The sequence below is a fragment of the Sphingomonas sp. CL5.1 genome (assembly GCF_013344685.1).
Lineage (GTDB): Bacteria > Pseudomonadota > Alphaproteobacteria > Sphingomonadales > Sphingomonadaceae > Sphingomonas.
Genome location: NZ_CP050137.1, coordinates 810,001 through 831,141, shown reverse-complemented (window position 1 = coordinate 831,141; position 21,141 = coordinate 810,001). Strand labels below are relative to the sequence as shown.

23 protein-coding genes and 1 tRNA gene (1 of these 24 only partly in view) are annotated in these 21,141 nt (G+C 69.6%); 17 read left to right on the top strand and 7 right to left on the bottom strand.

Annotated features, from left to right (window positions below; all coding sequences use genetic code 11):
* Positions 1–53 precede the first annotated feature (53 nt).
* Together F9288_RS04175 and F9288_RS04170 are read left to right on the top strand one after the other, a co-directional pair.
* Positions 54–470 (top strand): nuclear transport factor 2 family protein, encoded by a 417-nt coding sequence (locus F9288_RS04175; RefSeq protein ID WP_174835457.1) that lies wholly within the window; start codon positions 54–56, stop codon positions 468–470.
* 186 nt (positions 471–656) lie between these two features.
* The gene (locus F9288_RS04170) at positions 657–1,304 is read left to right on the top strand and encodes a choice-of-anchor C family protein (RefSeq protein WP_174835456.1); all 648 of its coding nucleotides are present in this window, start codon (positions 657–659) and stop codon (positions 1,302–1,304) included.
* Positions 1,305–1,369: 65 nt separating this feature from the next.
* Here the strand turns inward: F9288_RS04170 and recF are convergent, their stop codons facing one another.
* The 4 genes from recF to F9288_RS04150 all read right to left on the bottom strand — a co-directional run bounded on the left by recF (position 1,370) and on the right by F9288_RS04150 (position 5,683).
* A complete protein-coding gene (gene recF, locus F9288_RS04165; protein WP_174835455.1) occupies positions 1,370–2,410 on the bottom strand; it encodes a DNA replication/repair protein RecF in 1,041 nt (346 codons plus the stop codon).
* A 129-nt stretch (positions 2,411–2,539) separates the two neighbouring features.
* Complete coding sequence (locus tag F9288_RS04160; protein ID WP_174835454.1) at positions 2,540–3,346, bottom strand: Coq4 family protein; 807 nt, start codon at positions 3,344–3,346, stop codon at positions 2,540–2,542.
* Between the two features lie 76 nt (positions 3,347–3,422).
* Entirely contained in the window at positions 3,423–4,418 is a 996-nt protein-coding gene (locus F9288_RS04155; protein WP_174835452.1) for an aldo/keto reductase, read from the bottom strand.
* Positions 4,415–5,683, bottom strand: coding sequence for a dicarboxylate/amino acid:cation symporter (locus F9288_RS04150; protein WP_174835451.1), 1,269 nt, complete (start codon positions 5,681–5,683; stop codon positions 4,415–4,417). Before F9288_RS04150 ends, F9288_RS04155 begins: the two co-directional genes overlap by 4 nt.
* 92 nt (positions 5,684–5,775) lie before the next feature.
* Between F9288_RS04150 and glmM the strand changes: the two genes are divergently transcribed.
* A complete protein-coding gene (gene glmM, locus F9288_RS04145; RefSeq protein WP_174835449.1) occupies positions 5,776–7,128 on the top strand; it encodes a phosphoglucosamine mutase in 1,353 nt (450 codons plus the stop codon).
* A 10-nt stretch (positions 7,129–7,138) separates the two neighbouring features.
* The gene (locus tag F9288_RS04140; protein WP_174835447.1) at positions 7,139–7,939 is read left to right on the top strand and encodes a CPBP family intramembrane glutamic endopeptidase; all 801 of its coding nucleotides are present in this window, start codon (positions 7,139–7,141) and stop codon (positions 7,937–7,939) included.
* 9 nt (positions 7,940–7,948) lie between these two features.
* Here F9288_RS04140 and F9288_RS04135 read toward each other — a convergent pair whose 3' ends face one another.
* Positions 7,949–9,220, bottom strand: coding sequence for an amidohydrolase family protein (locus tag F9288_RS04135; protein ID WP_174835445.1), 1,272 nt, complete (start codon positions 9,218–9,220; stop codon positions 7,949–7,951).
* A gap of 38 nt (positions 9,221–9,258) precedes the next feature.
* On the opposite strand from F9288_RS04135, the gene F9288_RS04130 reads away from it, so the two are divergent.
* The 6 genes from F9288_RS04130 (at position 9,259) to F9288_RS04105 (ending at position 14,401) form a co-directional block, all read left to right on the top strand.
* Positions 9,259–9,483 (top strand): DUF1272 domain-containing protein, encoded by a 225-nt coding sequence (locus F9288_RS04130; RefSeq protein ID WP_174838853.1) that lies wholly within the window; start codon positions 9,259–9,261, stop codon positions 9,481–9,483.
* 5 nt (positions 9,484–9,488) lie between these two features.
* Positions 9,489–10,628 carry a bifunctional hydroxymethylpyrimidine kinase/phosphomethylpyrimidine kinase gene (thiD, locus tag F9288_RS04125; RefSeq protein WP_174835444.1) on the top strand — a complete coding sequence of 380 codons (1,140 nt, stop codon included), beginning with the start codon at positions 9,489–9,491 and terminating at the stop codon, positions 10,626–10,628.
* Positions 10,616–11,224 carry a ribonuclease HII gene (locus F9288_RS04120; RefSeq protein ID WP_174835442.1) on the top strand — a complete coding sequence of 203 codons (609 nt, stop codon included), beginning with the start codon at positions 10,616–10,618 and terminating at the stop codon, positions 11,222–11,224. The genes thiD and F9288_RS04120 overlap by 13 nt, the downstream gene beginning before the upstream one ends.
* Positions 11,225–11,500: 276 nt before the next feature.
* Entirely contained in the window at positions 11,501–12,625 is a 1,125-nt protein-coding gene (locus F9288_RS04115; RefSeq protein WP_174835441.1) for a site-specific DNA-methyltransferase, read from the top strand.
* A gap of 8 nt (positions 12,626–12,633) precedes the next feature.
* The gene (gene folP, locus F9288_RS04110) at positions 12,634–13,680 is read left to right on the top strand and encodes a dihydropteroate synthase (protein ID WP_254621071.1); all 1,047 of its coding nucleotides are present in this window, start codon (positions 12,634–12,636) and stop codon (positions 13,678–13,680) included.
* Between the two features lie 25 nt (positions 13,681–13,705).
* A complete protein-coding gene (locus tag F9288_RS04105) occupies positions 13,706–14,401 on the top strand; it encodes an HAD family hydrolase (RefSeq protein WP_174835439.1) in 696 nt (231 codons plus the stop codon).
* An 11-nt stretch (positions 14,402–14,412) separates the two neighbouring features.
* On the opposite strand, the gene F9288_RS04100 is transcribed toward F9288_RS04105, so the two are convergent.
* Positions 14,413–15,834 (bottom strand): sigma-54 dependent transcriptional regulator, encoded by a 1,422-nt coding sequence (locus tag F9288_RS04100; protein WP_174835437.1) that lies wholly within the window; start codon positions 15,832–15,834, stop codon positions 14,413–14,415.
* A 158-nt stretch (positions 15,835–15,992) separates the two neighbouring features.
* On the opposite strand from F9288_RS04100, the gene F9288_RS04095 reads away from it, so the two are divergent.
* From F9288_RS04095 to F9288_RS04065, 7 genes are all read left to right on the top strand, one after another.
* On the top strand, positions 15,993–16,115 hold the full coding sequence (locus F9288_RS04095; RefSeq protein WP_174835435.1) for an aa3-type cytochrome c oxidase subunit IV: 123 nt from the start codon (positions 15,993–15,995) through the stop codon (positions 16,113–16,115).
* Between the two features lie 4 nt (positions 16,116–16,119).
* On the top strand, positions 16,120–17,241 hold the full coding sequence (locus tag F9288_RS04090) for an NAD(P) transhydrogenase subunit alpha (protein ID WP_174835434.1): 1,122 nt from the start codon (positions 16,120–16,122) through the stop codon (positions 17,239–17,241).
* Positions 17,238–17,609, top strand: coding sequence for a hypothetical protein (locus F9288_RS04085; protein ID WP_174835432.1), 372 nt, complete (start codon positions 17,238–17,240; stop codon positions 17,607–17,609). Before F9288_RS04090 ends, F9288_RS04085 begins: the two co-directional genes overlap by 4 nt.
* 4 nt (positions 17,610–17,613) lie before the next feature.
* The gene (locus F9288_RS04080) at positions 17,614–17,913 is read left to right on the top strand and encodes an NAD(P) transhydrogenase subunit alpha (RefSeq protein ID WP_174835430.1); all 300 of its coding nucleotides are present in this window, start codon (positions 17,614–17,616) and stop codon (positions 17,911–17,913) included.
* A gap of 66 nt (positions 17,914–17,979) precedes the next feature.
* Complete coding sequence (locus tag F9288_RS04075) at positions 17,980–19,443, top strand: NAD(P)(+) transhydrogenase (Re/Si-specific) subunit beta (RefSeq protein WP_174835428.1); 1,464 nt, start codon at positions 17,980–17,982, stop codon at positions 19,441–19,443.
* Between the two features lie 139 nt (positions 19,444–19,582).
* Entirely contained in the window at positions 19,583–20,533 is a 951-nt protein-coding gene (locus F9288_RS04070; RefSeq protein ID WP_174835426.1) for a hypothetical protein, read from the top strand.
* 42 nt (positions 20,534–20,575) lie between these two features.
* Positions 20,576–20,651: transfer RNA gene (locus tag F9288_RS04065), tRNA-Val, on the top strand.
* 125 nt (positions 20,652–20,776) lie between these two features.
* Here the strand turns inward: F9288_RS04065 and F9288_RS04060 are convergent.
* Positions 20,777–21,141 carry the end of a lipopolysaccharide biosynthesis protein gene (locus tag F9288_RS04060; protein WP_174835424.1) on the bottom strand. Its footprint extends 1,102 nt past the window's final position, so 365 of the gene's 1,467 nt are visible here — the last part of the coding sequence; the start codon falls outside the window, past its right edge — the gene reads right to left on this strand; the stop codon is at positions 20,777–20,779.

The window sequence follows — 21,141 nt, the reverse complement described above, 5'->3', positions numbered from 1 at the left end:
GCCGATTATATAGGCACGACACCCGCGTAACGAAAGCGAAATGGGAGAGTGGAATGGGACTGATGCTGATCGTGGCGCTGCTCGCCGCCGCCCCCGCCGTGCCGGCCGATCTGGCGGCGGCGGTGCGCGCCTATGACGAGGCGCAGGTGAAGGGCGACCGTGCCGCGCTGGAGCGGTTGCTGGCGGACGATTATACGCTGGTGAACTCCGGCGGCGCGATCGAGAGCAAGGCGGAACTGATCCGCGACTACACCGCGCCCGGCTTCACGCTGGAGCCGTTCACCGTGGAACGGCCGGTCGAGAAGGTCTGGCCGGGCGGCGCGGTGATGGGGGGCGTCGCGCTACTGCGCGGCACGGACGGTGGGAAGCGCTACGAGGCCAGGCTGCGCTTCGCGGATGTGTGGGCGAAACGCGGCGGCCGCTGGCAGGTGATCTACACCCAGGCGGCGCGCGAATCAGGCGGCGGGTGATCTCCCCCTCGCCGCGTGATTGGCTCATTTCCGGGCGAAGCGGGCCATTTCCGGGACGGTCCGGCGCAACATTCATCTTAACGTGCGGTTTACCCTGCTAGCCAGCGTCTCCCACCAAGGTGGAAACTGTCGACAGATCCGCGTTGTTTCAACCGGTTCGGTCGACCTTAGTAAGGGGTATCGACCATGCGTTATATTCTCGCCCTCACAGCGGCCGGCGCGGCGCTCGCGCTTCCGGCCGGCGCGAATGCCGCGGCATTCGTCAACGGAAGTTTCGAGAGCGGCGTCGCGCCCGGCACCTACACTACCGTCGCTGGCGGTGATTCCAGCTCGATCACCGGCTGGACCGCGACCGGCAACAGCGTCGATTATATCGGCAGCTATTGGCAGGCGCAGGACGGCGGCCGCAGCATCGACCTCAACGGCAATGCGCAGGGCGGCATCGAGCAGACCTTCGACACGGTCGCGGGCACGCTCTACAACGTCACCTTCTGGCTGGCCGGCAATACGGACGGCGCGCCCGTCACCAAATCCGTGCTGGTCGGGGCAACCGGCAATGCCGGTCAGCTGTTCACCTTCGATTCGAGCTCGTTCGACAAGACGAACATGGGCTGGGCGCAATATACCTACAATTTCGTCGCGCAGGGCGCGTCGACGACCTTGTCCTTTGGGTCGCAGGATGCCGGAGCCTATGGCGCGGCGCTCGACAACGTCTCGCTGCTGACCGGCGGCGGGGTGCCGGAGCCGGCGACCTGGGGGTTGATGATCCTCGGCTTCGGCGGGATCGGCGCCGTGATGCGCCGCCGCCGCGACGCGCGCGCCTCGATCGCCTGAGCACGCGACAGATATTGGATGCCGCCGCCGGTCGTATCCGGCGGCGGCTTTTCCTTGTCCGGGGCTCAGCCGAGCGCGATCCGCGTCGCGTCGCCGCCGATTTCGGCGAACAGCGCCTGCTCGGTTCCGGTCATCCACACCTGTCCGCATCCGCCGAGCCGCGCGAACAGGGCGGCGCGGCGCGCGGGATCGAGATGCGCCGCCACTTCGTCGAGCAGCATGACCGGCGGCGCTCCGGTGCGCGCCGTGACCAGCTCGGCATGGGCGAGGACGATGCCGAACATCAGCGCCTTCTGCTCACCGGTGGAGGCGAGCGCGGCGGCGCGATCCTTCTCCAGATGCCACGCCAGCAGGTCGACGCGATGCGGCCCCGCTAGCGCGCGTCCGGCGGCTGCGTCGCGCGCGCGGCCGGTGCGGAGCTGCTCCGCGAGATCGCCAGCGTCGCCGCTCCACCCCTCCAGCGCCAGCCCGGCGCGCGGAAAATCGCCCGCCGGTTGCGCCGCCAGCCGTTCGGCGAGCGCCACCACTGTCTCGCGCCGCACCGCGTCGAGCGCCGCGCCATGCTCGGCCATGCGTCGTTCGAGCGCGCCGAGCCATTCGCGATCGGGGTGCTCCTCTCCCAGCAGCCTGTTGCGGCTGCGCATCGCCGCATCGTAGCGCGCGGCATGGACGGCATGGCCGGGGAACAGCGCCAGCGCGAGCCGGTCGAGGAACTGGCGGCGGGTGGAGGCTGGCTCTGTGAATAGCCGATCCATCGCCGGGGTGAGCCATATTATCGAGAGCCGTTCGGCCAGCGCATTGGCGGCCGATGCCGCGCCGTTGATCCGCACCACGCGGCGTTCCGGCGCGCCTGGCAGCGTGCCGGTGGCGATCTCCGTCCCGTCGGCCAGCGTCGCGGCGACGCCGAAGCCGCCCGCGCCGGTGCGCGCGATCTCGCCCAGCGCGGCGCGGCGCAGGCCCCGGCCCGGCGCGAGCAGCGACACCGCTTCCAGCACATTGGTCTTCCCCGCGCCGTTCGGCCCGGTCAGCACCACGAAGCCGCGCGCCGGCGCGAGCGTCAGCGCGTCATGGTTGCGGAAATCGGAGAGGACGAGCCGGTCGAGCATCGCACCCGCCATAGGCGCTGATGCGGGGGCGGCGCCAGTCGCGCCGTCGATGGAGGGGCGGCGCGCCAACGGGACATGGCGCGCCGTGGCCCCCCCTCCACCATCTCTCCCGAGGGAGCGGGAGCGGAATCAGGCGGCGAGGCGCGGCGGCTCGGACGTGATCGCCGCGTCCTTCTCGCGCCGGTCGCTGAGATAGGAGGCCATCTCCGGCCCCAGCACGCGTTGCGCCTCCAGATATATTTTCGGCTCGCGGATGCCCAGCCGCTGCCGCGCGGCCTCGATCGGCTCGTGGAGCAGCGTCAGATAATCCTCGCCCGACAGCCATTGCGCGGCGCGGCCGTGGCGATAGCCTTCCCACACCGCCCTGGCGAAGAGCGTGCCCTTCGTGACGCGCAGGCTCTTGAGCGCGGCGGCGGCGGCGATGAACGCCCAGCCCAGCCCGCCGACCTGCGCGTAGCTGAACGCCACCAGCGCCGCCTCGCCGAGGCTCTCGTCGGCCTTGTAGCCGGTCATCACATGCCAGATGTCATGGGTGTCGCGCACGCGGCGGCCGAACCACGCATAAGGGTGCGGCATATCCTCGCTGTCGGTGCCCTCGCGGCTGACGTCGGCGAGGCCGTCGGCGGAATAGCCGGTCGATTCGAGGAAGTCGCGATAGGCGGCGCCGATCGTGCCGGGGGCGAACTGGCTGGCGAAGCCGGGCTGGGAAAACACCTCCGCCAGCTCGACCTGGTCATAGGCGATCCGCCCGCCCCGTTCGGTGGCGATCAGCCGGGCATAGCCCTGCTCGGTCGCGCCGACGTTGAGCGCGCGCATGATGCGGAACACCTGCACCGTATCGTCGCCATTGGCGAGCAGCTTGCGGATCGCGGCGAAGGCGGTGCGCCAGTCGCGGCGGCCCGTGGTGCCGGGGAGGGGAGGAAGGGTGGCGGCCATCGAATCACTCCTTACTGACAACAATGTCAATAAGCGCTGCTCACACTGCTGTCAATAACATCTACCGTCCGGATGCTCAAATCCGCGTCATCGCCATCGCACGCTCGCCATAGCGCGGGCCGGCGGTGCCGCCGCGCGGGGCGACCGCCTCCAGCCGGGCAAGGTCGTCGGCGGTCAGCGCCAGCTCCGCCGCCGCGACCGAATCCTCCATCGTCGCGCGGCGCTTCGATCCGGGGATCGGCGCCACGTCCGGCCCCTGCGCCAGCAGCCATGCCAGCGCGACCTGCGCGGGGCTGGCGCCATGCGCCGCCGCGATCTCCCTCGCCACCGCGACGATCTTCATGTTGGCGGCGAAATTCTCCTCCGAATAGCGCGGGTCGTTGAGGCGATAGTCGCCTTCCTCCAGATCGGCGCGCGAGCTGATCTGCCCGGTCAGGAAGCCGCGCCCGAGCGGGCTGTACGGCACCAGCCCGATGCCCAGCTCGCGGCAGACGGGCAGGATCTCCGCCTCGATATCGCGTTCCCACAGCGAATATTCGCTTTGCAGCGCGGCGATCGGATGGACCGCGGCGGCGGCGCGGATCGTGCCGGCGCCGGCTTCCGACAGGCCGATATGGCGGATCTTCCCCTCGCGCTTCAGCGCCGCCATCGTCTCGATCACTTCCCCGATCGGCACGTTCGGATCGACGCGGTGCTGATAGAAAAGATCGATCGTATCGACCCCAAGCCGCTTCAGCGACCCCTCGCACGCGCGGCGAATGTTGGCGGGATGCGAATCGACCGCGAAATCGCCCTTTGGCCCCATCAGCCCGAACTTGGTGGCGATCACCAGCCCGTCGCGCTTGCCCCGGATCGCCTTGCCGAGCAGCTCCTCGTTGGTCAGCGGGCCATAGACTTCGGCGGTGTCGAAGAAGGTGACGCCCAGATCGATCGCGCGGTGGATGGTGGCGATGCTCTCGGCGTCGTCGGCATGGCCGTAGTTGAGGCGGCCGCCCGACTTGCTCGCCATCGGCATGCAGCCGATGCCGATCGCGGAAACCTTCAGCCCGTCCCCCAGATTGCGGTATTTCATGCCTCGATCCCTTCCACGATCGTATCCGCCTCATCCTCCACGACGCGCTGGCCGCGCGCCAGCGTGACGGTGGTGGCGAGATCCCACATGACGTTGCCGAGCGTGCGCACAATGTCCGGCATCGTCTCCACCGCGACGAGCAGCCCGAGCGGCGCGACGGGCGCCCCGAGCGTCGCGCAGACCGGGGAGATCGCGCCGATGAAGCTCACCGTGCCCGGCAGGCTGACCGAGCCGAGCGAGGTGAGCATCGCCACCAGCGCGCCCGCCGCCAGCGTCGCGGCGTGGAGCGGCACGCCGAACCAGGTCGCGACATAGATCGCCACCGCGAAGTTCATCGCCGGCCCGGTTGCGCGCAGGATCGCGACGGCGAGCGGCAGCGTGACGCCGGCGGTCGCCACCGGCACCCCCATCGCGCGCGAACTGGCCAGCATCGCCGGCAGCGAGGCGAGAGAGGATTGCGTCGAGATCGCCACCGCCTGCGTCGACAGCCCGGCGCGAACGTAATGGGCGAGGCCTACCCGCCCGCCGATCACCGCGAGCGGATAGGCGACCAGCGACACCACCAGCCCCACCGCCGAGACGGTGAGGATATAATGGACCAGCGCGTGGAACGCGCCTCCTCCCGCCTTCGCGCCGACCACCAGCGCCAGCGCGAACACGCCGAGCGGCCCGATCCACAGCACCCAGCCGATCACCACCAGCATCGCGTCGCGGATGCCCGAGAACAGGCGGGTGACGAGATCGCGCAGCCCCGCGTCGATCCGCATCAGCGCGAAGGCGAACACCAGCGCGAAGACGATCATCGACAGGAAATTGCTGTCCGCCGACGCCTTCAGCGCATTGGCCGGGATGATGCCGGCGATGAAGTCGCCCACCGGGGGCACCGGCTGCACCGTCTCCGCCCCCGCCAGCGCGCGGCGCAGCGCGGCGGCGGACTCCACCGGCAGCGGCGCGAGTTGCAGGAACAGCGGCGTCAGGAAGGCGGCCGCGATCGCCGACGCCGCCATGACGATCAGGTAAAGGCCGACCGCCCGCCCCGCGAGCTTTCCCGCCTGCGCCGCCTCCGCCGTCGCCGCGACGCCGGTGACGAGCAGCGAGAAGACGAGGGGCACGATCGTCATCTGCAGGCCGTTGAGCCACGCCTGTCCGATCGGCCCGGCGACGGACGTGACCGGATCGACCGCTTGCGGCGCGAAGCCGGCGATCAGGATGCCGGCGACGATGCCAGCGATCAGCGCGAGCAGGATGCGGGTGGATGGGGACATTCTGATCCTTGAGTTCCTTCTGGCTCGCCCTTTTCGCCGCGCGACGCTATCAGCCCCTGGCAGGGAGCCGATAGGGGAACCGGACGCAGGCGATGGCAAGAAAATATTTCGGCACCGACGGGATTCGCGGCCTCACCAACCTCGCGCCGATGACGGCGGCGATGGCGATGAAGGTCGGCATGGCGGCCGGCACCTATTTCCAGCGCGGCGACCATCGCCATCGCGTGCTGATCGGCAAGGATACGCGATTGTCCGGCTACATGCTCGAATCCGCGCTGGTCGCGGGCTTCACCAGCGTCGGCATGGACGTGGTGATGACCGGGCCGATGCCCACCCCGGCGGTGGCGATGCTGACGCAGTCGATGCGCGCCGATCTGGGCGTGATGATCTCCGCCAGCCACAATCCCTTCGCCGACAACGGGATCAAGCTGTTCGGCCCGGACGGCTACAAATTATCCGACGAGGCGGAAGCCGAGATCGAGGCGCTGATCGACGGCGTGGACCAGGGCGCGGTGCCGCTCGCGCCCGCCGCGCAGATCGGCCGCGCGCGGCGGATCGACGACGCGCAGGGCCGCTACATCCACTTCGCCAAGTCCACCTTCCCCGACGACCTTCGCCTCGACGGGATGAAGGTGGTGGTAGATTGCGCCAACGGCGCCGCCTATCAGGTCGCGCCCGCCGCCCTGTGGGAGCTGGGGGCGGAGATCGTCGCGATCGGCGTGACGCCGAACGGGCGCAACATCAACGATGGCGTCGGCTCGACCGCGCCGCAGACCTTGTCCGAGACCGTGGTGGCGAGCGGGGCGGCGATCGGCATCGCGCTCGACGGCGATGCCGACCGGCTGATCGTGGTCGACGAGAAGGGCGCGGTGGTCGACGGCGATCAGCTCATGGCGACGATCGCCACCGGTTTCGCCCGCGCCGGGCGGCTCGCCGGTGGCGGACTGGTGGCGACGGTGATGTCGAATCTCGGGCTGGAACGGCATCTCTCCGCGCAGGGGCTGGGGCTGGTGCGCACCGGCGTCGGCGACCGCTACGTGCTGGAGACGATGCGCGCGCGCGGCTACAACGTCGGCGGCGAGCAGTCCGGGCATATCATCCTGTCGGATTACGGCACCACCGGCGACGGGCTGGTGGCTGCGCTCCAGATCCTCGCCGAGGTGCAGCGCGCCGGCGCGCTCGCGAGCGAGGTGCTCCATCGCTTCGATCCGCTGCCGCAATTGCTCAAGAACGTCCGCTTCGAACGCGGCGCGAAGCCGCTCGACACGGCGGCGGTGAAGGCTGCGATCGCGGCGGCGGAAGCGGAGCTGGAGGGGCGAGGCCGCCTCGTGATCCGCGCCTCGGGCACCGAGCCGGTGATCCGCGTGATGGCCGAGGGCGACGATCGCGCGCACGTCGAAGCGGTGGTGGACCGGGTGTGCGAGGCGGTGAAGGCGGCGGCGTAGAGGCGGGGCGATGCTGAATCGGCTGGCGATGCCGAAGCCGGTTTCATGGGCGCTGATGGCGCTCGTGGCCGTGGTGTTCGTCGCCCTGCAACTCGTGTTCGTCCGTCTGGTGTTCCCGTCGGGCGCGCTGGGGATCGTGCGCAAGGCGACCGGCGGGCTGGTCGCGCCGACGCTGGTCGCCAATCTGACGATCAGCGCGGCGGCCATCGGGATATTGGCCGTATTCGGGAAGCAGCGGCTGCGCGATCTCGGGCTTGTCGGCCGCATCGGCCCGGCCATCGCCTTCACGGCGGCGATCTGGATCGGCGTCAATCTGCTCGAGGCGCTTGCGGCGATGAAGGCGGGGAGTTTGCGGATCGATCCGGCCTGGTCCGCCAGGCCTTTGGGGGTTGTGGGGCAGTGGCTCGGCACCACCTTGGGCACCGCCTTGCTGGAGGAGATGCTGTTTCGCGGCGTGCTGATGCGCCAGATCGCATTGAGGCTCGGCAGGATCGGGGCGGGCCGATCGGTTTCGCTGATCCTCGCCGTCATCCTGTCGCAGGCCGCGTTCGCCGCCATGCACCTGCCGGCAATTCCCGGACTGGACGCTTCCGCGTTGACCGGCCTGTTCATCGCGGGCGTGGCGCTGGCCCTGCTCTATTGCGCTACCGGCAACCTGTTGATCTGCATCGGCCTGCACGGTTTGGCCGATGCGCCGAGCCTTCTGGTCGCCGATCGATGGGATCTGCTCGACAGCCAGAATTTCATCATCGCGAGTTGCCTTCTGGTCGGGGCCGTCGCGATCGTGCAGGGCAAGCGGGGGAGATTCTGAAGGGCGGTTTCACCGCACCACCTCGCCCCCCTTCATCACATGCGTCACCTTCTCCAGCACGCGCACGTCCGTGAGCGGATCGCCGGCCACCGCGACCATGTCCGCATAATGGCCCGGCGACAGCGCGCCGACGTCCGCGCTCCTGCGTAGCAGCGCCGCCGATACCACGGTGGCGGACTGGATCGCCTGCATCGGCGTCATGCCGTAGCGCACCATATAGGCGAACTGCCGCGCGTTGAGGCCGTGGGGATAGACGCCCGCATCGGTGCCGAAGGAGAGCTTCACGCCCATCTTCACCGCCTTGGCGAAGCCCTGCCGCTGCGCCTCGGTGGTATCGCGGTTCTTCTGGAGATATTCGGCGGGCCAGCCGTTCTTCGTCCCCTCCGCGTCGATCCAGTCGCCATCGTAGATGTCCATGTCGAGCCACACGCCCGCCTCTTTCGCCATGCGCAGGCCCTCGTCGTCGATCAGGCTGGCATGCTCGATCGAGCGCGCGCCGGCGCGGATCGCGGCCTTGATGCCCTCCGCACCATGGGCATGGGCGATGCAATAGCTGCCATGGCGCTTTGCCGCGTCGCAGGCGGCCTGCATCTCCTCCGGCGTCAGCTCCAGCGCGCCGGGGGTCGAGCCGACCGCCAGCACCGCGCCGGTGGCGATCATCTTGATGAAGTCCGCGCCACGGCTGAACAGCATGTCCACCGCGTTGCGCGCATCGTCGGCGGTGCGGACATAGCCGAGCCGCATGTCCGGCGGCACCGGCACGTCGGGCGCGGCGCCCGTCACCGCGCCGCCGCCGTTGGGGATGGTGATATAGGCCCCGGCCACCACCATGCGCGGGCCGGTCACGTCGCCCGCCGCGATCGCGTCGCGCAATGCCACGTCCGAAAGGCCGCGGAACACGCCGACGTCGCGGACGGTGGTGAAGCCAGCCTCCAGCGTCTCGCGGGCGCGGCGCGCGCCCTTCAGGATCGTCGCGGCGGCGGAATGGTGCAGCGCCTCCGCCGGATCGCTGCTGTCCGCATAGCCGTCCGAGACATGGGTGTGGCAATCGATCAGGCCGGGCAGCACGGTCAGCGCCGACCAGTCGATCACGCGCGCGCCGGCCGGCGGCGGCGACCACGGGCCGACCGCCGTCACGCGATCGTCGGCGATGTCGATGCGCTGGTCGGTCAGCACCTTGCCATGCTCGGTGTCGATCAGCCGCCCGGCGTGGACATAGCGCGTCTCCCCATGCGCACCCGATGCGGCCGCCAGCGCGAGCGCCAAAGCGATCATGCGCATACTTGTCTCCCCTTTCCTCGTCGCTCTATGCCAGCTTCATGCTTGAGATGCGCCCCGATTGCGAACGCTGCGGCGTCGATTTGCCAGCGGATGAGGGCGGCGCCTTCATCTGCTCGTTCGAATGCACCTTCTGCGCCGATTGCGTGGAGCAACTCGACGAGCGTTGCCCGAACTGCGGCGGCGAATTGCTCGACCGGCCGGCGCGGGTCGGCGCGGCGCTGAAGAAATTCCCCGCGGACACCCGGCGCCGCTTCAAGGGATGAGCGCGATGGTCCCGCGTGTGCTGATCGTCGCCGGCTCCGATTCGGGCGGGGGCGCGGGCATCCAGGCCGATATCCGCACGGTGACGATGCTCGGCGGCCATTCGATGACCGCGATCGCCGCAATCACCGCGCAGAACACATTGGGGGTGCAGGCGATCCATGCCGTGCCGCCGGCGATGGTGGTGGCGCAGATGCGCTCGGTGATCGACGATCTCGGCGTCGATTCGGTCAAGATCGGCATGATCGGCGCGGCGGAGACGGCCGAGGCGGTGGCCGGCGTGCTGGAAGAGCTGCCCGGCGTGCCGGTGGTGTTCGATCCGGTGATGGTGGCGACCTCCGGCTCGGTGCTGGCGGACGCGGCGACGATCGCGGCGTTCGCGCGGCTGATGCGGATCGCGACGCTGGTCACGCCGAACCTGCCCGAGGCGGCGGCGCTGGGCGGCGTGGAGGCGATTCGCGCGCATGGCGCGGCGGTGCTGCTCAAGGGTGGCCATGCCGAGGGCGACACGATCGCCGACACGCTGATCGAGCCGTCCGGCGCGCGGCGCGTGTGGGAAGGCGAGCGGATCGACACGCCGCACACCCACGGCACCGGCTGCACGCTGGCCAGCGCGATCGCCGCCGGGCTGGGGCGCGGGCTGCCGCTGGCGGAAGCGATCGATCGCGCGCGGCTGTTCGTGCGGATCGCGCTGCGCGAGGCGCCCGGCTTCGGCGCGGGGCACGGGCCGATGGGGCATCATCGCGTGCGGCTCGATGTCGATCCCGGTGGCGCGACCCCCAACCAGATCACGCTGCCGGCGACCGATCATGCCGCCAGCTTCGCTTTCTATCGCGCGTTGGGGCTGACCCCGATCGTCGACAGCGACGGCCGCTACGCCCGGTTCGAGAGCGCCGGCGGCGTCACCCTGTCGATCGAGGCGGCGGCGGAGATCGGCGGGCGGCCGCTGGTGTTCATCGAGGTGGCGGACCTCGACGCGGCCGTCGCCGCCGCCCGTGCGCGCGGCATCGCGGTGGCCGATCCGCTCGACCGTCCGTGGGGCTGGCGCGAGGCGCGGCTGGCCGATCCCGCCGGCAATGCGCTCTGTCTCTATCACGCTGGCGAGAACCGGCGTTTCCCGCCATGGCGTCTGCCATGCCCGGATTGAAGCACGAACGACTCTGCCTGCCGCCCGTCGCCGGCGTGGACGAGGCGGGGCGCGGGCCGCTCGCCGGGCCGGTGGTGGCCGCCGCCGTGGTGTTGCCGGCGAGGGGCGTGCCGCGCGGCATCGACGATTCGAAGAAGCTACCCGCCGCCGAGCGCGAGCGGCTCTGCGCGCGGATCACCGGTTGCGCGATCGTCGGCGTCGGCGTGGTCGAGGCCGACGAGATCGACACGCTCAACATCTATTGGGCGACGATGAAGGCGATGACGATCGCGGTGGATCAGGTGGCGGCGCTGCTCGGGCGCGAGCCGGGCCATGTGCTGGTCGACGGCAACCGCCTGCCGCGCTGGGGCTATGCCGCGACCGCGCTGGTCGGGGGCGACGCCCTGTCGCTGTCGATCGCCGCCGCCTCGATCGTCGCCAAGCATACCCGCGACACGATCATGTTGCGCCACCACGAGACCTGGCCGCATTACGGCTGGGCCTCGAACAAGGGCTATGGCAGCCCGGCGCACCAGCGCGCGCTGCGCGAGCACGGGCCGTCGCCGCTCCATCGCCGCAGCTTCGCGCCGGTCGCGCAGGCCGAACTGCCGCTGTGATTCGTTCGTGATTCGGCGGGCCTTTCCCGAATCGCCCGGCGCATTTTCCGGTCGCGGAGGCGAAAAGGAGAAAAAATCGTCGTCGCGGCCGCCGGTGAGTCTTTCGAGTGACACCGCGAGATGTTGAGTCAAGCGGGACTCCCCGGACTCAACATCTGCCGGCGGCCACGAAATGTTCCGCTCTGTTAACGATTTCGTAACGCTATGCGTTAACCATTGATCGCTTGACGGATTCCACCTGCTTCGCGCTTCTGGCGCTTCACGACGGGGGATTGCATGGGGGTCATCGAAAAGGTTGCGGCGAAGCGCGGGCGCGCCGACGAGGTCGCGCTGCCGCTCGACCAGATCCTCATGGGGGATTGCATCGCGACGATGAAATCGCTGCCGGCGAAGTCGGTGGACATGATCTTCGCCGATCCGCCCTACAACCTCCAGCTCGGCGGCGAGCTGTTCCGGCCGGACGGCAGTCATGTCGACGCCGTGACCGACGATTGGGACAAGTTCGACACCTTCGCCGCCTATGACGCCTTCACCCGCGCGTGGCTGGCGGAGGCGCACCGCATCCTGAAGGACAACGGCACGATCTGGGTGATCGGCAGCTATCACAATATCTTCCGCGTCGGCACGGCGGTGCAGGACCTCGGCTACTGGATCCTCAACGACATCGTGTGGCGCAAGGCCAACCCGATGCCGAACTTCCGCGGCACCCGCTTCACCAACGCGCACGAGACGCTGATCTGGGCGTCGAAGGGCGAGAAGGCGAAATACACCTTCAACTACCGCAGCATGAAGACGCTCAACGACGAGCTTCAGATGCGCTCCGACTGGGAGTTCCCGATCTGCGGCGGGCAGGAGCGGCTGAAGAAGGACGGGCAGAAGGTCCACCCGACGCAGAAGCCGGAGGCCTTGCTCTATCGCATCCTGCTCGCCTGCACCCAGCCGGGCGACGTGGTGCTCGATCCGTTCTTCGGCACCGGCACCACCGGCGCGGTGGCGAAGCGGCTCGGGCGGCGCTGGATCGGGATCGAGCGCGAGCCGGGCTATTGCGCCGCTGCGATCGAGCGCATCACCGACGCGCTGCCGCTCGACGAATCCGCGCTCTCCACGATGCAGTCGCCCAAGCAGCAGCCGAAGGTGGCGTTCGGCGTGCTGGTCGAGAACGGCCTGCTGCCGGCGGGGAGCGTCGTCACCGACGCGAAGCGCCGCTTCCGCGCGGCGGTGCGCGCCGACGGCAGCCTTTCCAGCGATTGCGGCGCGATCGGCTCGATCCACAAGCTCGGCGCGACCTTGCAGGGCGCGCCGGCGTGCAACGGCTGGACCTTCTGGCATTACGAGGCGGAAGGCGCGCTGAAGCCGATAGACGCGCTGCGGCAGACCTACCTGCTCGCGACGCAGATCTGATCGGCGCGTTGCACCTCCGCCCGATTCACTTCGTCGATACGCCGGTCGGCCTGCCGGACGGCAGCGTCGCGCGGCTGGCGGGCGGGATGCTGTGGTTCGCGGCCTATGAGCTGCGCGAGGGCGCTGGCCGGCGCATCGTGCCGGTGGCGGAGATCGCCGGCTGCGGCGAGCGCGCCATGCTGCTCCACCAGCGCATCACCGCGCCGCGACCGCCGCTGACGCTCGGCGAGCGCGTGCTGCGCTTCGACCAGCCGCTGGTGGCCGGCATCCTCAACGTGACGCCGGACAGCTTCTCCGACGGCGGCGCGCATGTCGACGACCCGGCGGGCGCGGCGGGAGCCGGCGTGGACATGCTCGCGGCTGGCGCGGCGCTGGTCGACCTCGGCGGCGAATCGACCCGCCCCGGCGCGCCTTTGATATGGGAAGGCGATGAGGCGAAGCGCGTGGCGCCGGTGGCGGGGCGGCTGGCGGCGGCCGGCGCGCTGGTCTCGATCGACACGCGCAAGGCGCTGGTGATGGAAGCGGCGCTCGCGGCCGGCGCACAAATCGTCAACGACGTGTCGGCGCTGCTGTGGGACGAGCGCTCGCTCGGCATCGTCGCGCGCGCGGGCTGCCCGGTGATCCTGATGCACTCGCCCGATCCGCAAGCTGGGCCGCACGGCGGATCGGGCTATGCCGACGTGGTCGGCGAGGTGTTCGACTGGCTGGAGGCGCGCGTCGCGGCGGTGGTCGCCGGGGGCGTCGATCGGGCGCGGATCATCGTCGATCCCGGCATCGGCTTCGGCAAGTCGCTCGCCGACAACCTCGCGCTGGTCAACAATCTGGCGCTGTTCCACGGCCTCGGCTGCCCGATCATGCTGGGGGCGAGCCGCAAGCGGATGATCGGGGCGCTGTCGAACGAGGCGCCGGTGGGCGAGCGGCTCGGTGGCTCGATCGCGCTGGCGATGAAGGGCGCGGATGCCGGCGTCCAGCTCCTGCGCGTCCATGACGTCGCGGAGACGGTGCAGGCCTTGCGCGTATGGCGCGGCCTCAGGGATCGCGCGCTCGTCGGCTGAGCGCGGATCGTTTAGCGCGCGCGTCATGCCTGTCGACCTGATCTGCCTCGATGCCGACGATACCCTGTGGCACAATATGCGCTTCTTCGCCGCCGCCGAGGAGGCGCTGGTGGCGATGCTCGCGCCCTTCGCCGAGGCGGGGATCGCGCGCGAGACGATGGCGGCGGTCGAGCTGCGCAACCTCGCGCTCTATGGCTATGGCGCCAAGAGCTTCACGCTGTCGATGATCGAGGCGGCGCTGGAACTGGGCGGTGACGCGCTGCCGCTGTCGGCGGTGCGCGGGATACTGGCGGCGGGACGGACCCTGCTCGCCCACCCGGTCGAGCTGTTCGACGGGATCGAGGACACGCTGGCGGAGCTGGAGACGCGCGGGCGGCTGGTGCTGGTGACGAAGGGCGACCTGCTGCATCAGGAGATGAAGCTTGCCGCCTCCGGGCTGGGCAGCCGCTTCTCCGCGATCGAGATCGTCAGCGACAAGACACCGGAAACCTTTCGCCGCCTGTTCGCCCGGCATGGCGCGCGGCCCGACCGATGCGTGATGGCGGGCGATTCGATGCGCTCCGACGTGCTGCCCGCGCTCGCCGCCGGCGCCTGGGCGGCGTTCATCCCGCAGCCCGGCGGCTGGACGCACGAGGCAGCCGCCCCGCCCGAGGATCGCGCGCGGTTCGCGGTGCTGGAGCGCCTGGCGGACCTGCCGCGCTGGATCGACCGGATCGGTTGACGCGCCGCGGCTCAGGCGGCGTTGTCGATCCCCAGCTCGACCAGCTTGCGATAGAGCGTCGAGCGGCCGATGCCGAGCCGCCGGGCGACTTCGGTCATGCGCCCGCGATAATGGCCGATGGCGAGGCGGATCACGTCCGCCTCGATCTCCTCCAGCGCGCGCAGGTGGCCGTCGGCGCGGAACAGGGTGACGCCGCCCGAGGTCGCCATCCGCTGCGTGCTCGGCGCGGTGTCGCGGCGGGCGGCGAGCGCGGCGATCTGCGGGAAGTCGCCGCGCGTCAGCGCGTCGCCCTCGCACAATACGGCGGCGCGGAACAGCGCGTTCTGGAGCTGGCGGACATTGCCCGGCCAGTCATATTCGACCAGCAGCGCGAGCGCGTCGTCGGTGATGCCGAGCTGCCGCAGCCCCGGCTGGCGGGCGATGCGGGCGAGCAGGTGGCGGGCCAGCGCGGGGATGTCGCCGGTGCGGTCGCGCAACGGCGGGATCGTCACCTGCACGGCGTTGAGCCGGTAGTAAAGGTCCTCGCGGAAGCGGCCCTGTTCCACTTCCTCGCCCAGGTTCCTGTCGGTCGCGGCGATCACGCGCACGTCCACCTCGCGGGCATGGCGCGCGCCGATCGGCTGCACCTCGCCCGATTGCAGCAGGTGTAGCAGCTTCACCTGCGCGTCCGCCGGCATCTGGCCGATATCGTCGAGGAAGATCGTGCCGCCGTCGGCATCGACCAGCTTGCCGATCTTGCGATCGAACGCGCCGGTGAACGCGCCCGGCTCGTGCCCGAACAGTTCGCTTTCGACGAGGTTGGCGGGAATCCCGCCGCAATTCAGCGTGATCATCGGCTTGCGGCCGCGCGGCGAAGCGGCGTGGATAGCCTCCGCCACCACTTCCTTGCCGACGCCGCCCTCGCCCTCGATCAACACCGCGACGCGCGCGCGCGCCGCCTTGGCCGCGATCGCCAGCGCGGCGCGGAAATCGGGGGCGGAACCGACGATCTCGTCGAAGCCCAGCATCGCCGGGATCTTCTCGGTCAGCGGGCGCAACTCGCCCGCCTCGGTGCCGGCGACGGCGGCCTCGAGCGCGGCGAGCAGCCGTTCGGGCGCGATCGGCCGGACCAGGAAATCGGTCGCCCCCGCGCGCATCGCGTTCACTGCGTGCGCGACGGAGCCGTTGGCCGCCGTCACCAGCACCGGCAGCGCCGGGCGGCGCGCGCGCAACTCGCCGAGCAGCATGGCCGTGGCGTCGTCCTCGCCGTGATGATCGAGTACGATCGCATCGAGCCGCATCCCGTCCTGCGTGCCGAGCGTGGCGATTGCCATTTCCGCGTCGTCGGCGAACAGGGTGCGCCAGCCACCACGCGCCGCGAGCGCCGCCACCAGCCGGCGCTGGCCCGGTTCGTCGTCGATCAACATCAGTAGCCGTTGCCCGTTACGCGTCATTCTTTCGTTCCATTCCGATACGGCAGGGACGGATTCGGCAGATACGCCGCTATCGGTAAAAGCCGGCTTAAGCACCGCCGTTGCGTGGCGGACGGGCTTGAGGCCGGCGGCAAGCGTCGATAAGGAACGAGGCGAATCAGGGAAAGCGGGAGGACCCGGTGGCCGACAACTCCGACATAAAGGCGCATGTTTCGACCTACCAAGGGGTTATGAACCTGCTCAAGTGGGGAACGATCGGCGTGGGGCTTCTTGCCGCGCTGGTCATCTGGCTGATCCACTGATCCCATGAAGATCGCCGTCCTGAAGGAAACCGCGGGCGGCGAACGGCGTGTCGCCGCAACGCCCGAAACGGTGAAGAAGTTCGTCGCGCTGGGGGCGGATGTCGCCGTCGAGCGCGGGGCAGGGGCCACCGCCGATATCGCCGACCAGGGCTATGCCGAAGCAGGCGCGACGCTCGGCGACCGCGCGGGCGTGATCGCGGATGCGGACATATTGCTCGGCGTGCAGGGGCCTGATCCGGCGACGCTGGCCGGCGTGAAGCCGGGCGTGTGGCTTGCCGCCGGGCTGAACCCGTTCGGGGAGCGCGCGCGGGTTGATGCCTATGCGGCGGCGGGGATCGAGGCGCTGGCGATGGAGTTCATGCCGCGTATCACCCGCGCGCAGTCGATGGACATATTGTCGTCGCAGTCGAACCTGTCGGGCTACAAGGCGGTGCTGGACGCGGCGGCCGAATATGGCCGCGCCTTCCCGATGATGATGACGGCGGCGGGCACCGTCACCGCCGCCAAGGTGTTCGTGATGGGCGTGGGCGTCGCCGGCTTGCAGGCGATCGCCACCGCGCGGCGGCTCGGCGCGCAGGTGTCGGCGACCGACGTGCGTTCCGCCACGAAGGAGCAGATCCAGTCGCTCGGCGCCAAGCCGATCTTCGTCGAGAATGTCGCGGGCATCGAGGGCGAAGGCTCGGGCGGCTATGCCACCGAGATGTCGCCCGAATATCAGAAGGCGCAGGCCGAACTGGTGTCCGGGCATATCGCGAAACAGGACATCGTCATCACCACCGCGCTGATCCCCGGCCGCGCCGCGCCGCGCCTCATCACCGACGCGCAGGTCGCGACGATGCGGCCCGGCAGCGTGATCGTCGATCTCGCGGTGGAGCAGGGCGGCAATGTCGAGGGCGCGGTCGCCGGCGAGGTGGTCGAGCGGCACGGCGTGAAGATCGTCGGGCATCGTAACGTGCCCTCGCGGCTGGCGGCGGACGCCTCGGCGCTGTTCGCGCGCAACCTCTATAATTTCCTCTCCGCCTTCTGGGACAAGGAAGCGGGCCGCCCGGTGCTGGATGCCGAGATCGGCGACGCTATACGGCTGACCAAGGACGGCAAGGTGGTCAACGAAAGGCTGCTCGGGTGATCGGCGCGTTTCTGATGCTGCTCGCGGCCGCCGCGTCGCAGCCGGCTGAGCGCCGGCCGGTCGACGTGCGCGCCACCGGCGACGACGCGCTGACGCAGCGATTGTCGGATGCGCTGATCGAGAGCCTCGGCAACGCGAGGAAGCTGCGCGCGGCGGGCGGGGACGACAAGACCGGCCTGTCGCTGGTGATCCTCGGCAACGTCACGCCGAAGGGCGACCGCTTCGGCTACATGGTCGATCTGGTCGAGCCGGGGAGCAACCTGTCGTCGCGCCGGCTTGCCTCGATGAGCGGCACCTGCCGCGAGGCGCAACTGGCGCGGTGCGCGGCGGATATCGTCGCGAAGGCCGAGCGCAAGGTGGGGGGCTGAGCAAATGGATTTCATCGCGATCCTGTCGATCTTCGTGCTGGCGTGCTTCGTCGGCTATTATGTCGTCTGGTCGGTCACGCCCGCCCTCCACACGCCGCTGATGGCGGTGACCAATGCGATCTCCTCCGTCATCATCGTCGGCGCGCTGATCGCCTCGGCGGCGTCGGGCAGCGCCAGCTCGAAATGGCTCGGGCTGGTCGCGGTGATGCTGGCCAGCGTGAACATCTTCGGCGGCTTCGCCGTCACCCAGCGGATGCTGGCGATGTACAAGAAGAAGGAGCGGCCGGCGGCCGCGCAGAAGTGATCGTCGCATCGGCATCGTCCGGCGTTGGGCGCACGGCGCGCATGGTGACTGAATTTAGGGGGTAGGATGGAACACGTCGCGGTGAATCCCTGGGCGGCATTGGCCTATCTGATTGCCGGCGTGTGCTTCATCCTCGCGCTGCGCGGGCTGTCCAGCCCGACGTCGAGCCAGCGCGGCAACCGCTTCGGCATGATCGGCATGGGCGTAGCGGTGGTGACGACGCTGGTAACGCACGCGCCGCGTCTCGCCGAGGCATCCTATGATGCGGTCGGGCACGGCCTCGATATCGACTGGGGCACGGCGGGCCTGATCCTCGTCGCGATCGGCATCGGCGCGGCGATCGGCATCACCACCGCGCGCAGGATCGCGATGACGGCGATGCCGCAACTCGTCGCGGCGTTCCACAGTCTTGTCGGCCTCGCGGCGGTGCTGGTCGCGTGCGCCGCCTATCTTAACCCGGCCGCGTTCGGCATCGTCGATGCGGCGGGGCAGATCCTCACCGTCAGCCGGATCGAGATGGGTCTCGGCGTCGCGATCGGCGCGATCACCTTCTCCGGCTCGGTCATCGCCTTCGCCAAGCTGAACGGCAACATGGGCGGCGCGCCGATCCTGCTGCCCGCTCGCCATGTGCTCAACCTCGGCACGCTCGTCGGCATCCTCATCCTGATCGCCTATTTCACGCAGGATCAGGCGCCGTGGGTGTTCTGGACCGTGACGGTGCTGAGCTTCGCGATCGGCTTCCTGCTCATCATCCCGATCGGCGGCGCGGACATGCCGGTCGTGGTGTCGATGCTCAACAGCTACTCTGGCTGGGCGGCGGCGGCGATGGGCTTCACGCTGCACAATACCGCGATGATCATCACCGGCGCTTTGGTCGGCTCGTCGGGCGCGATCCTCAGCTACATCATGTGCCGGGCGATGAACCGCAGCTTCATCAGCGTGATCGCCGGCGGGTTCGGCGCGGAGGCAGCGTCGGGCGGCGGCGCGGCCAAGGTCGATCGTCCATGGAAGCGCGGATCGGCTGAGGATGCCGCGTTCCTGATGTCGCAAGCTGAGCAGGTCATCATCGTCCCCGGCTACGGCATGGCGGTGGCGCAGGCGCAGCATGCGCTGCGCGAGATGGCGGACAAGCTCAAGGAACATGGCGTCCGCGTGAAATACGCCATCCACCCGGTCGCGGGGCGCATGCCCGGCCATATGAACGTGCTGCTCGCCGAGGCGAACGTGCCTTATGACGAGGTGTTCGAGTTGGAGGACATCAACTCCGAGTTCGCGCAGACCGACGTGGCCTTCGTGATCGGCGCCAACGACGTGACCAACCCGGCCGCCAAGACCGACAAGACCTCGCCGATCTACGGCATGCCGGTGCTCGACGTGGAGAAGGCCAAGACAGTGCTGTTCGTGAAGCGATCGATGGGCGGCGTCGGCTATGCTGGCGTCGACAACGACGTCTTCTACATGGACAACACGATGATGCTTCTCGCCGACGCCAAGAAGATGGTCGAGGAAATCGTCAAGTCCCTTGACTGACGTACCGCCGATACCTCCGTTTCGGATATAATGGCCGCCTGCACCGGGCGGTGCATTCAAAGTGGAGGCGGATAGGCTGCGCCAATTCGGTGGTTTGCGTAATTTGCTGCCGATCATTGCATGATCGGGAGAAACGGGGATGTTTCACGATATGATGGAGCCGGCGGGGGCGACGGCGGGATTCGACGCGTTGATCGTCGCGACACCGGGCTATACCCGCGACGATCCGTTGCGCGACGCGGTGATCGCGACCGGCGGCCGCGTGATGGCGAGCGTCGGCTGGGGCGAGGCGCTCGATCATCTTGAGGCGACCGCCGCCGCGCCGCTGCTGCTGCTCGACGCGCGCGAGGTGGATGACGAGCGGCTGGCCTCGACGCTCTATCGCATCGATGGGCTTGCCGCCGGGCGCGAGCTGGCGATCATCGCCGGCGTTTCGCCCGCGCAGATCGACATCGCCGCCGCCGGGCTGGTCGGGCGGCATGTCGAGCTGATGTGCGATCCGGAGCCGGCCGAATGGGCAGCGGCGGTTTCGGTATGGCGCGCGATCCACGGCGCCCCGCTCCACGATCGCATCGCCGAGAGCGAGGCGGCGCGGCTGGCGCGGCTCAATGCCGAGGTGGCGCGGATCGCGGACGTGCTTGCGCGGCTCAGCCGGCCGCAGGAAGCGCCGCGGCCCTTCGCGTCCGAATCGTCGGTCGCCGATGTGCGGCCGGTCTTCGCGGCGCGGCCCGAGGAGCCGATCGCGGTCGAGGCCAGCGAGATCCGGCAGGTCATCCGCGCGCGGCGGCTACGCGATCGCCAGTTCGGCAAGGGGCTGTTCGAGGACCCGGCGTGGGATATGATGCTCGATCTGTTCGCCGCGCATCTGGAGCGGGCGGAGGTTTCGGTTTCCAGCCTGTGCATCGCCGCCGCCGTGCCGCCGACCACCGCGCTGCGCTGGATCGCGCGGATGAGCGACGCAGGTCTGTTCGAGCGTCGCCCGGACCCGTTCGACCGCCGCCGCGCCTTCATGGGGCTGACGCGCGACGCGCTGGACGGGATGCGCGCTTATGTCGGCACGGCCCGCGCGATGGGGCTGCCGCTCGTCTGAGGCTTGCGATGCGGCGCTTGCTCTGCCATCGGCGGCGGGCGAGGGCGGTTAGCTCAGTTGGTAGAGCATCTCGTTTACACCGAGAGGGTCGGCGGTTCGAGCCCGTCACCGCCCACCATCGCGCAACATGCGAGACGAATTGGCGAAGCTAATTCGCACGCAGCCAAGCGCGACCGGCGCAACAAAGCGCGCCAGAGGGCGCCGCTTTGCCGCGTCCGGCGGCACGCGGCGAGGGTTCGCTCCTCACCGCCGGACCAACGCCACCAGCTCCTCGATCGTCCCGCGCGCGAAGGCGAACAGCGCGCCGCCATATACCGCCGCCCCCACCGCGACCAGCGCAGCCAGATGCGGTGCCGGTGCGAGCCGGGGTAACTCCGCATCGACCAGCAGCACCACCACCGCCATCGCCGAGGCGGCCGCCAGCGGCGGCGCGATCGCTCCCGCGACACGCGTCAGGTTCGTGCCGATCACCGGCAGCGACCGTCGGCAGGTGAAGCCAAGATAGAGCGGATAGGCGCAGATCCACGCCCAGCCCAGCCCGACAGGCCCCCAGCGCACCGCGATCAGGAAGGCGGCGGACAGGATCACCGCGCCGGTCGCACCGTTGC